The organism is Psychrobacter sp. Ps6 (assembly GCF_022129235.1).
Lineage (GTDB): Bacteria > Pseudomonadota > Gammaproteobacteria > Pseudomonadales > Moraxellaceae > Psychrobacter.
In genome coordinates this window covers 144,282-155,722 of sequence record NZ_JADQAI010000009.1, presented here as the reverse complement: position 1 = coordinate 155,722, position 11,441 = coordinate 144,282, and the positions used below count along the sequence as shown (strand labels likewise).

General features: G+C 44.1%; 14 protein-coding genes. 9 read left to right on the top strand and 5 right to left on the bottom strand.

The features are described from left to right. Nucleotides 1-640: 640 nt before the first annotated feature. The 4 genes from I3255_RS11275 to I3255_RS11260 all read left to right on the top strand — a co-directional run bounded on the left by I3255_RS11275 (nt 641) and on the right by I3255_RS11260 (nt 2,999). On the top strand, nt 641-1,453 hold the full coding sequence (locus tag I3255_RS11275) for a M48 family metallopeptidase (RefSeq protein ID WP_238038899.1): 813 nt from the start codon (nt 641-643) through the stop codon (nt 1,451-1,453). 219 nt (nt 1,454-1,672) lie between these two features. Continuing rightward, the gene (locus tag I3255_RS11270) at nt 1,673-1,993 is read left to right on the top strand and encodes a BolA family protein (RefSeq protein WP_238038898.1); all 321 of its coding nucleotides are present in this window, start codon (nt 1,673-1,675) and stop codon (nt 1,991-1,993) included. A gap of 60 nt (nt 1,994-2,053) precedes the next feature. Continuing rightward, nucleotides 2,054-2,413 (top strand): SirB2 family protein, encoded by a 360-nt coding sequence (locus I3255_RS11265; protein ID WP_238038897.1) that lies wholly within the window; start codon nt 2,054-2,056, stop codon nt 2,411-2,413. Nucleotides 2,414-2,597: 184 nt separating this feature from the next. Beyond that, complete coding sequence (locus I3255_RS11260; RefSeq protein ID WP_238038896.1) at nt 2,598-2,999, top strand: hypothetical protein; 402 nt, start codon at nt 2,598-2,600, stop codon at nt 2,997-2,999. Between the two features lie 139 nt (nt 3,000-3,138). Here the strand turns inward: I3255_RS11260 and trxC are convergent, their stop codons facing one another. From trxC to I3255_RS11240, 4 genes are all read right to left on the bottom strand, one after another. Further along, nucleotides 3,139-3,576 carry a thioredoxin TrxC gene (trxC, locus tag I3255_RS11255; RefSeq protein WP_238038895.1) on the bottom strand — a complete coding sequence of 146 codons (438 nt, stop codon included), beginning with the start codon at nt 3,574-3,576 and terminating at the stop codon, nt 3,139-3,141. A 131-nt stretch (nt 3,577-3,707) separates the two neighbouring features. Beyond that, nucleotides 3,708-4,328, bottom strand: coding sequence for a methyltransferase domain-containing protein (locus I3255_RS11250; RefSeq protein WP_238038894.1), 621 nt, complete (start codon nt 4,326-4,328; stop codon nt 3,708-3,710). A gap of 24 nt (nt 4,329-4,352) precedes the next feature. Further along, the gene (locus tag I3255_RS11245; protein WP_201597955.1) at nt 4,353-4,535 is read right to left on the bottom strand and encodes a DUF2892 domain-containing protein; all 183 of its coding nucleotides are present in this window, start codon (nt 4,533-4,535) and stop codon (nt 4,353-4,355) included. A gap of 60 nt (nt 4,536-4,595) precedes the next feature. After that, nucleotides 4,596-5,468: an MBL fold metallo-hydrolase gene (locus tag I3255_RS11240; RefSeq protein ID WP_238038893.1), complete on the bottom strand. Its 873-nt coding sequence runs from the start codon at nt 5,466-5,468 to the stop codon at nt 4,596-4,598. Between the two features lie 296 nt (nt 5,469-5,764). Here I3255_RS11240 and I3255_RS11235 point away from each other — a divergent pair, with 296 nt between their 5' ends. From I3255_RS11235 to I3255_RS11215, 5 genes are all read left to right on the top strand, one after another. After that, nucleotides 5,765-6,127: a metalloregulator ArsR/SmtB family transcription factor gene (locus tag I3255_RS11235; protein ID WP_238038892.1), complete on the top strand. Its 363-nt coding sequence runs from the start codon at nt 5,765-5,767 to the stop codon at nt 6,125-6,127. Nucleotides 6,128-6,181: 54 nt separating this feature from the next. Further along, on the top strand, nt 6,182-7,891 hold the full coding sequence (locus I3255_RS11230) for a SulP family inorganic anion transporter (protein ID WP_238038891.1): 1,710 nt from the start codon (nt 6,182-6,184) through the stop codon (nt 7,889-7,891). Nucleotides 7,892-8,115: 224 nt separating this feature from the next. Then, complete coding sequence (locus tag I3255_RS11225) at nt 8,116-8,442, top strand: sulfur transferase domain-containing protein (RefSeq protein WP_238038890.1); 327 nt, start codon at nt 8,116-8,118, stop codon at nt 8,440-8,442. Nucleotides 8,443-8,515: 73 nt separating this feature from the next. Then, nucleotides 8,516-8,848 carry a TIGR01244 family sulfur transferase gene (locus I3255_RS11220; RefSeq protein ID WP_238038889.1) on the top strand — a complete coding sequence of 111 codons (333 nt, stop codon included), beginning with the start codon at nt 8,516-8,518 and terminating at the stop codon, nt 8,846-8,848. A gap of 179 nt (nt 8,849-9,027) precedes the next feature. Further along, complete coding sequence (locus I3255_RS11215) at nt 9,028-9,807, top strand: glutathione S-transferase family protein (RefSeq protein WP_238038888.1); 780 nt, start codon at nt 9,028-9,030, stop codon at nt 9,805-9,807. 36 nt (nt 9,808-9,843) lie between these two features. Here the strand turns inward: I3255_RS11215 and I3255_RS11210 are convergent, their stop codons facing one another. After that, the gene (locus I3255_RS11210; protein ID WP_238038887.1) at nt 9,844-11,292 is read right to left on the bottom strand and encodes an alanine/glycine:cation symporter family protein; all 1,449 of its coding nucleotides are present in this window, start codon (nt 11,290-11,292) and stop codon (nt 9,844-9,846) included. Between the last annotated feature and the right edge of the window lie 149 nt (nt 11,293-11,441).

Sequence of the window (11,441 nt, the reverse complement as noted above, 5' to 3'; positions counted from 1 at the left end):
AACTCTCGACCCCAACCTTGGCAAGGTTATGCTCTACCACTGAGCTATTCCCGCTTATTATCGAATCATCGTGTTGTTAACAACTACTCCGTCTCGATAGGCTGGCTATTTTAGCAAATATTCTGTGGGTGTCAACACCTTTTTTAAAAATCATGGCTAATATTTTCAGTCCAGACCTTCGTTTTTGAGAAAATACAACATAAGCAATTGATTTAAAAACAGGAATTACTTTTAGAAAAATATAAATTATTTTATATTAATAATAGCACTTTGAGTTTTATCCTCTGTTATTGATACCTACTACTTCAGCTAAACCTTATCAGTTTACAATTTACCTTATGTCACGTGTGTACATTTCTATAAAAAGTTCTTTACTACGACTAAAAGCAAAACGTTACTTCATTATGAGTAATGTCTATTTCACTTACAATCATACGCTCTATTGTTACTTTTCCTATCTTGGTTTTACTTGGTTAACATTATTATACTTATCTACAATGACAGCTCAAACAGGCTTTTACTGTCTTAGTAGGTGATTGGGCGTCGATAAAGAGTTATAAAAAATAGCGCCATTACCTACTACAACGCGATTTACTTTGTTTGATTTTGCTTTTTACCATTTATCGAGAGGATGCTTTTCATGAAAAAACTATTGACCACTAGTGTGATGGCGGCTTCATTGTCCGCGCTGACATTGACTGGTTGTACCAGTACAACTAATACTGGTGCCGTCGGCGTCGATCGTCAGCAGTTATTATTGGTTTCTAGCGAGCAAGTATTGCAGCTATCTGCACAGAGCTACGCTAAGACATTGCAAGATGCAAGATCCAAAGGTGTATTGGATACCAATACCGCCCAATTGAATCGCTTGAAAAACATTGCTAATCGTTTGGTTGGTCAAGTGGGTGTTTATCGTGCAGATGCAGCAAAATGGAAATGGGAAGTACACACGATCAAATCTGACCAGTTGAATGCTTTTGTTATGCCAGGTGGTAAAGTTATGTTTTACTCAGGCATCATTGACCGCCTGAACTTAACTGATGATGAGATTGCTGCAATCATGGGGCATGAAATCTCTCACGCATTACGTGAGCACTCACGTGAACGCATCTCACGCGAATACGCGACCCAGACAGGTATCGGTGTTGCTGCCAGTATCTTTGGTCTATCACAAGGCCAAGCGCAGCTAGCAAGCGTTGCTGGCGATCTAGGCTTGAGCCGTCCGCATAGCCGTACCCAAGAGAGCGAAGCCGATCAAATTGGTCTTGAATTAATGGCACGTGCAGGTTACAACCCGCAAGCCGCTATTACTTTATGGCAAAAAATGCAGCGTGCGAGCCAAGGCGAGCCGCCTCAATTCCTAAGCACTCACCCAACGAGCAGCAGCCGTATCGCAGAGCTACAATCGTTGATGCCAAAAGTCATGCCTCTGTATCAAAGGTCGCGTCGTTAATACATCGCCCTCCACTTTGATGTTTGATTTATCAAGTGTGTAGATACAAAAAGCAAAGTACAACTAACGTGTTGTGCTTTGCTTTTTTATTGGGGCTTGCTTAGACAGTAAAGGCTTTCTAATAGCTCTCTATATCGTTTGCTCTGTCTGCTATAATGTCGATAGATATCATTTGCAGATTGCCTAATAGAATTGCGCAATATACATTGAAGGATTGTTATGAGCACTACACCTACCGCCGATGCACTTCATGCCAAGCTACAGGCTCTAGACCCGCAGCACATCGAACTAATCAATGAGTCAATGGCCCATGCTGGCTATTTCGAAGGCAAAGAAAGCCACTTTAAGCTCACTATTGTCAGTGAGGCATTCGAGGGCAAGCGACTGGTCGGGCGTCATCAGCTAATATATGGATTGGTTACGTCTTTATTGACGTCACAAGGCGGTCAAGTACATGCCTTAGCCATTCATGCTTACACGCCGACAGAATGGCAAGGTCAAAGCCCTGACAGTCCATTATGCGCGGGTCAAAATAAATAGCTGACGATAAAATATTTTAAGCAAGCCCATATAATGTAGGTCTAGCAGGAGCAATATTCGATGAAACATCTACACATGCTGATGGCGGTACTGACCATTGTGCTGTTCTTATATCAGAGCTACTTAGTGCTCAGCGCAAATAGATGCGCGCCACGCGTGGTCAAAATCGCCACTCATATTATCTACGCACTACTGATCCTGTCAGGTGCGATCATGCTCATGCAACTGATGAGTGTTAATGCCCCTGTACAGTGGGTATTTGCCAAAATTATCTTACTTATCGCAGCGATTAGCTCAAGTATTAAAGCCTTTAATGCTCATGCGACACCTACTCAGAGCAAAACAGGTATCCTGATTTCAGCTATCGCATATGTTGGTATTGTAATACTCGCCTTTGCCAAACCAGCCAATTTATTTTGATAGTAATTGTTGCTGTAGAAGAGCTTCAATATTTTGAGTAAATATCGTACTGCTATCGCACAAGCAGCCGTATTGATAAGACCGTAAAACATTTAACCATTTATATTTTTTCAATATCTTAATCATGCTATTTTTGCTATCTTAAATAGATATAAATACAATCACTTAGCCTAATGGAGCCACTATGAAAACGTTTACCACAGCGACAATACTGGCAACAGTTGGCGTTTTTGCGCTCTCAGGCTGTGCCTCTACTGGTAATGTCACGCCGCAATATGTGCCGCCCAGCACTTATCAAAACTATAACTGCCAAGCATTGAGCCAAGAGTACAATCGCGTCAACCGTTATGTTGAAGCGGCGCGCAATGAGCAATCTACCTTGTCGGCTTCGGGTGTGGGTGTTGGCGTCTCGGCAGGGCGTTGGGGCATCTCTCCCAATATTAGCTTTGGGGTTGGCAAAAGCAACAATACCAAAGCGCGTGATGCAAAGTTATCGCGGCTCTATGGTGAGCGTGATGCCATCGTACAAACTGCCCGTATTCAACGCTGTAGTTTTGCCAATGGCATCAAAATTTATGGTGAATAAGTTTAAGCAAAAGCTGTCTAAATGATTAAGATAGTGCATGACACAAGAAAAAAGCCAATACGCGATCAGCATATTGGCTTTTTTATTATTATAGCTTACAAGCATTGTCCTAATCTGACGAATATTACTTTACTAAGCCCTACACCTGCAGGCTTTGCACCCACTGAACAATTTGGTTGCTTGGTAGTGCGCCTGACTGACGCGCGACTTCCTTACCATTTCTAAAAGCTACCATCGTTGGTAAACTGCGGATATTATAAGGAGCGGTCGCCTGTTCGTATTTATCCGTCTGTACTTTAGCAAACACTACCTGCGGCAATTGACCAGCAGCCGTTTTAAATTCTGGCGCCATCATAATACACGGCTGACACCAGCTCGCCCAAAAATCCACAATGGTCAATACGTCGTTCTTTTGGATAACTTTACTGGCTGTTTGCGCGTTGAGCTCGTGCGGGCTTGCGGTCAATAATGATTGACTACATTTGCCGCATTTTGGTGCCGCGCTCAGCCGTGCAGCAGGCACGCGATTGGTTGCTTGGCAATGTGGGCATACTAAATGAAAACTGTGTTCGCTCATCATTTGACTCCTATTTTAATTATTCTAATCGCTTTACTTCTTAAAGATTCGTTATTGGTATCTGCGAATAAAAGCTATCTGCACAAAATACTTACATAAATCATTTTAACATAGTTGCTGATACTCGTTCTTTATACCACTTGCTGTGCCACACCACTATACACATAGCTCATCGGTCGTGGACCGGGTAAGTACGCTTCGCTCAACTCATCGATGAAAAAACCGCCTGCTCTAATTAACGCTGGAATATCACGATCTAAATGACAACCGCCCGCCATCGGTTTCCAAAAAGGCGTCAATCGATGCTGCCAGCGCTCGACAGAAATATCTGGCGCCAAGCCATGCTCACAGAATAACAAGCGACCGTCAGGTTTCAGCACACGCATCATTTCTTGTAATGCTGAGATCGGATCGTCGATATTGCATAGGGTAAAGGTCATAACAATAGTATCAAACCTATCCGTATCAGCATGAATACCCTGCACATCCACCGCTACCACATCAACTGGAATGCTAATGTCAGCTGCTCGCTGCCGTGCTAACGTCTGCATCTGAGCTGCTGGGTCAATACCGATAATAGCAGAGACTTTTTTGGAATCATAAAACTGCAAATTTAGACCGCTACCAACGCCAATCTCTAATACCTCACCGAGCGCCTGAGGAACAATTTTGGACCGAGCTTTCATTACATTGCCTGTGCTACAAGCGACATCTATCAGCTTCGGCAATACATAACGCTCGTATGGATTCACTGTCTTCTCCCTTTATTGAACCACTTAACGCTTGCAGGTATTCATACCAAGCATGCTATACAGAGGGCAAAAACGCGATAATCCTGTTAGTAAAGGAACTAAGCCGATTACGCCCCACCAACTGCCATAATATATACCTAATGCGATAATCACCACGCCAACAATAATACGTAGTAACCGTTCAGTACTGCCGATATTTATTTTCATGGCTGTGCCTTTTATATGTCATTTATTAGGTAGTAACGATCGTCAATGGCACAACTTGGTTTATTCACCGAGTACATTGATGGGTACTTTCAGATAACGCGTACCGTTGTCTTCTGGTTCTGGAAAGTTCCCCGCATCAATATTCACTTGTACCGCTGGGATAATCAGACGCGGCATGTCCAAGGTCGCATCGCGGCGCTCACGCATCTGCACAAACTCTGCTTCGTTGATACTGTCTTTGACATGGATGTTTTCTAGTTTTTGCGCCGCAACCGTAGTCGTTGGGCAGTGCTGACGACTCTCACGCGGATAGTCATGGCACAGATACATCACCGTATCGCCGGGAAGCGCCAGTAGCTTTTGGATGGAGCGATAGAGCGTCTTTGCGTCACCGCCTGGGAAATCACAACGAGCAGTGCCTACGTCAGGAGCAAACAACGTATCGCCAACGAAAACCACTGTTTTCTCAGAGTCAACAGCCACATAAGCCATATCGGCACGGGTATGCCCCGGTACGTATATTGCGGTGATCGTAATGTTACCCAGCGCTAGCGTCTCACCATCGTCCGTCAAAATATCAAACTGACTGGCATCGGTGCGAAAACTGGTATCAAAGTTAAAGATTTGCTTAAATATTTTTTGTACTTCGGTGATGTGCTGACCCATGACCAATTGCCCACCAAGGCTTTCTTTGACGTGGATGGCCGCCGATAAATGATCAGCATGAGCATGCGTTTCAATAATGTACTTGAGCGTCCAATCATTTTCACGTACGAACTCAATGACCTCGTCAACGCTGCTCGTGCTCGTCCTGCCTGATTTTGCATCAAAATTTAATACGGGATCGACAATCGCACACACTTGCTGCTCGACATCGGCGAGTACATGAGTGTAGGTTTCTGTGTCTCTATCTAAGAAAGAATGAACTTGCATGGTTGCCTCTTTACTTATCTATGAATGTTTTTGCTATAGGGCTTTTTTTATCTCTAATTAACCCTTAAGTATGATATTGAGTCGTATATAATGTTTGCTTATATTTACGAATTATTTGTTATCACCAATATAGCAACTGTAATACATTTTATCAATTTATATAATGTAAATAATGATATCTTGCTATATGGCGCGATATCATTGATAATCAACCATATATTATTAAAAATAATATGGCAGTGACTGCCCTATTATATAAGGAGCTTATTCTGGCTACTTCTAATTCAGCAATGAGTATGTCTACTCACAGCGCTAACGATGAGGTGTCATCTGATAGCGCAGACTTTTCATCTATCGATCTTGCTAAACAAATGCAACAAGCCTCGATGCAAGCCAGCCAGCTACTAAAGTCGCTCTCGCACCCTGATCGCCTGCTTCTGCTCTGTCAGTTGACACAAGGTGAATACTGTGTCGGTGAGCTTGAAGGACTGGTCGGTGTTGGACAACCAAGCTTGTCGCAGCAGTTAGGTATCTTGCGTAAAGACGAGCTGGTTGCGACACGCCGTGAAGGCAAGCAAATCTACTATAGCATCGCAAGTGACGATGCCTTGGCCGTACTAGAGCTGCTTTATCAGAGATTTTGTGCCAAAACCGAATAATGCCGTACTCGCCTGACTGTTTTAAGCTGCTTTCTATCTTGGTGATGTATTGATATGTCTTCTATCGCTGCTCGTCTGATTCCTACTTGGCTGCGCCAATACCAGCTCACAGCGTTACCGACCGATCTTGTCGCAGGACTGGTGGTGGGCGTACTGGTGATACCGCAGAGCCTAGGCTATGCAGTCCTTGCTGGTCTACCGCCCGTGTATGGTCTGTATTCTGCGATCGTGCCTGTGCTCGTCTATGCTTGGCTGGGTTCTAGCAACGTACAAGCCGTCGGGCCCGTCGCTATCACCGCTATTATGACGGCCAGTGGTCTACTGCCTTATGCTGAGCAAGGCACAGAGCAGTATGCTCTGATGGCGAGTTTATTGGCATTGATGGTAGGCGCACTGCTGTGGATTGCAGGGCGGTTAAAGCTTGGCTGGATTATGCAGTTTATCAGTCGCGGCGTCTCAGCAGGGTTTGTGAGCGGCGCGGCAGTACTTATCTTTGTCAGTCAGCTAAAGTATCTGATGGCGATTCCTATTGCTGGTAGCAGCTTGGTTGGCTATTTATCTACCATGCAGCACTATGCCAGTCAGGTGCATCCGCTAACGTTAGTGATTGGTATTATCGCGTTTTCGCTGTTGGTCGCTAACCGCTATGCGAGTCAATGGGTATGGCGAACGTGGCTGTCATCATCGTATGCCAAATGGGCCGAACGTTTATTTCCACTGGTTTTACTGGGTATTGCTATCGTTCTGAGTATGCTATTGCACTGGGACTCGCTAGGGGTTGCGACCATTGGTAGTATTCCACAAGGTTTACCCAGCTTTACGCTACCGCATATGACCGATCTACAGGAAGCGCTCAAGCTCTTGCCGACTGCAGGATTGATGGCACTGATCGTCTTTGTTTCTAGCAGTTCCGTTGCCAGTACTTACGCACGCTTGCGTGGTGAGAGCTTCGATGCCAACCATGAGCTGACGGGTCTTGGTCTTGCCAATCTATCTGGCGGGCTGTTTCAGAGCTTTGCGGTCGCAGGTGGCTTTTCTCGCACGGCGATCAATGCCGATTCAGGGGCAAAGACACCGCTTGCCAGCCTCGTCACTGTGCTGGTAATGATTGCCGCGCTGATTGCCTTTAGTAATGCACTTGCACCCTTGCCTTATGCACTACTCGGTGCAACCATTATGGCTTCTATCATTGGTCTGATAGATATTGCGACCTTAAAGTCTGCTTGGCAGCGTGATCGCTTGGATGGTGCTAGCTTTTTGGCTGCGTTCGTCGGTGTGCTTATATTTGGGCTAAATACGGGTTTGGTCATTGGCCTAATGGTGTCATTTGCCAGCCTGATCTGGCAATCGAGCAAGCCACATGTCGCCATCGTGGGACAGCTAGGTGGTACAGGACACTTTCGCAATATCAATCGTCACGATGTGGTGACTTTTGACAATTTATTGATGCTGCGTATCGATGAGAGTTTGTTTTTTGGTAATAGTGAATCGGTACACCGCCGTATTATAAATGCCATGCAGCAATATCCAGCAGCGCAGGAAATTGTTTTGATCATGGCCGCGGTCAATCATATTGATCTGACGGCACAAGAGATGCTCAGTACCTTAAATAAAGAGCTTGCGCTGCAAAACAAGCGCTTACATTTTAGTTTTATCAAAGGCCCTGTAATGGATATCATCGGGCAAACTCCGCTTATTAGTGAGCTGTCAGGGCAAGTTTATCTCAGTACGTTAGATGCCGTCGATGCTCTAAAGGATAGATAGCTGCGTCATTATTTTTGTACCACACTTTCAATCGCTACTGTCGTCTATCGTACAATATCGCTATGATAGAGCCTGTGTTATGCTAGATTGACTGAACATAGGTAATGGCACATAAACACATATCACCCTGTTTTTTCATTCTCAACAGTGCTTGACCCCATTTTATAATCTCTGCCACGACCTCAATAATAAATATATATTAACAACGATAACTGAAGCTATTTATGACTGATGACCTAACGATTTATAAGCAAATCTACCCAAGCCAATGTATCAAAATTGCTGAGCTTGGCTATCGCTCAGTGCTCAATATACGTCCAGACGCTGAGATCGAGACACAGCCTAACAGCTGTGATTTGGCAACTGCCACGAAGGAAGCAAACCTAACCTATCATCATCTACCATTCGATGATGAGCGCTTGAGTATGCTGACCGTAGAGCAGTTTGCTGACTTTTATCATTCGATGCCAAAGCCCATATTGATGTTTTGCGGGACTGGCGCGCGGGCCAAACTGCTGTATCAAAGCGCATTGATGCAAGGCCTGTTATAGCCTCTCTTATCGCTCTTGTTGAATCGCCAATTATTTTACACCATCAACTGAACCAATAAAAAAAGGAGCTCCTATGAGCCATGAAGTTAGCTTTATCGGACAGATTACCCCTGACCAAGTCCCTATGATTGCCGAAAACGGCTTTAAAACCATTATCAACAACCGTCCTGATGGTGAAGAGCCAAATCAGCCAACCAGTGCAGATATTGAAGCTGCTGCTAAAGAAGCAGGACTTGCTTATAAAGAGATTTCATTCTCAGGTAATGGCTTGACGCAGCAGCATGTCGAAGCATTTGCAGATTTCTTCAATCAAGCTGAGCAGCCAATGCTTATCTTTTGCCGTACAGGTAACCGCTCAAACGGTATCTATGAAGCCGCCAAGCAAATGGATTTGTTAGACGACTAGTCTTTTGTCAAATTAACAAAATGTCCTACTTAAAACTGAAAACGCCCGTCCATATATTGGATGGGCTTTTTTTGGGATATCATTTAAATGATGGAAATATCACTCAACTTAAGACTGGTTAATTCTCAATATTGAGTACATAATAAAATTTTATTGATATGGCTTCATAGGACTATGTGATGCAAAAACCACTACTGATCATCGGTAACAAAAACTACTCCTCTTGGTCGCTACGCGCTTGGCTATTGCTAAAAGCGTTCAGTATTGACTTTGACGAGCAGCTGATTGAACTGTTTGATCCCTCAGCACGCCCAATACTTGAGGCGCATTCGCCAACGGGAAAAGTCCCTGTATTGGTCTATGGTGAAGGTGATGAAAAAGTCACTGTCTGGGATACATTAGCCATTGCGATGCACATTAATGAGTATTTTACGGATACCAATATTTGGACAGGCATCAAAAAATCTGACGCTAAATTACAAAATGATAGTCAGAACAGAATAAACAGCGCTTATTGCCAAAGCATCATTGCTGAGATGCATTCAGGATTATTAGGTATTCGTAATGAGATGCCAATGAATATAAGAGCGACTACTAAGATACATCCAAGTGAGGCGTGCTTAGCAGACATTGCTCGTATTGAAGCTATTTTTGCCGATTGCTTAAAGAGACGTTCAGAAGATAGCTATTTGTTTGGACATTTCACAGCAGCTGATGTCTTTTTTGCCCCAGTGGTGCTGCGATTACAGACCTATGCTGATGCATCCAATATCGCTTTGCACCCATTGACTAAGCAATACTGCCAGACCATGCTGAATAACCCGCATATCAAAGCTTGGATTCAAGCAGCACTGCAAGAGACACGGATTATCAAAGAAGATGAAGCGGGTGAGATTGTCTCGTTATCGGGTATTTTGTCAGCTAAATACTACTTTCCACAAAAAAACCACTTCAGCTGAGCCAAAGTGGTTTTTTTTAATAAGACGTTGAGCGTATTACTGTTTTTGCTCTAACGCCTCTTTTACTGCTTTTTTGCCCCATGCACTCAGATCGAGATCCAATTTCTCATACTCTTGTGCATCGAATAATGGCTCTTTGACGCCTGATTTTAATTGACGGGCAAAATCGTCAAGTAAGCGCTTGGCACGTGGGAACAACATAATCAAGGCGAGTAAGTTGGCTAGTGCGAGTACGCCCATCAATGGATCAGCGAAGAAGAAGACAGTGGTTGCCGCAGGTGCTACCGCGCCCAAGAACAAGATCGCAATCACCACAATGCGTAATACCAAGGTCGCTGCTTTAATATTCTTCTTAACTAAGAAGTTAATCGCATTTTCGCCCATATAGTAGTTATACATGATCGAGCTTAATGCAAACAGCAGTAGCGAGATGGTTAACACGTACTGTGACCAATCACCCAGCTGAGCGGTGAGCGCTTGCTGCGCTAGTACAATACCATCCACTTCGGCACCTGGCTGATAAACGCCGCTGAGTAAAATCATAAATGCGGTGGCACTACATACAACAATCGTATCGATAAATACTGATAGTGACTGTGAGATACCTTGACTGACTGGATGCGTAGCATAAGCGGTCGCCGCGATGTTAGGCGCAGAACCCAAACCTGCCTCATTAGAGAACAGACCGCGCTTCATGCCTTGTTCAATCGCCACACCAATACCACCGCCAACGACAGATTCAATACCGAATGCATTTTTCACAATCATTGCCATCAGTGCAGGCAGTTCAGTGATATTCAGCACGATGATAATTAGTGCCATACCAATGTAAATCAACGCCATCACGGGAATGACAACGTCAGCGACTTTTGCAATACGCTGGATACCACCAAAAACGATAAATCCACCCGCAACCACCAGTACCGCACCTGATATCCAGCGATCAATCCCGAAACTCTCAAGCGCGGAACCTGCTACCGTATTACCTTGGAATGCGATAAATCCAATGGAAAAAGACAGTAGTAAAGCAATAGCATAAATGACAGCGAGCCAACGATAATCTTTACCTAAACCGTGTAAAATATACGTTGCAGGGCCGCCGCGAAAGTTACCATCATTGTCTCTGCGCTTGTAAAGCTGAGCCAAGCTACATTCAACAATACTGGTCATCATGCCGATGAGGGCCACAACCCACATCCAAAAAACTGCACCGGGACCACCTAAAGAGATTGCAACGGCAACACCAGCAATGTTACCACCACCAACACGTCCACCGATCGAAACGAGCAATGCCTGACGGGCAGAAATGCCGTCATCTCCTACTTCATCCGTTTTAAATACACGAAACATACGCTTAAAGTATGTAAACTGGGCGAACTTGCCTACAATGGTAAATAATAAACCAAAAATAATTAACATAGGCACGAGTGCCCAGCCCCATGTTAAATCCCCAACTAGGGCAAAAAAAGATTCTATATATTCCATGCCTATTTTCCTTATAGTTCATGATGCTATGATAGGTTTTATTGGGCTTATTATCGCATCTAAGACCCGTATTTGTAACGTAAATGGCGCACTTGTAACGTAAATGATGACATTTTTCGAGAGAAATTGCTTTATTCACTCATCAAAAT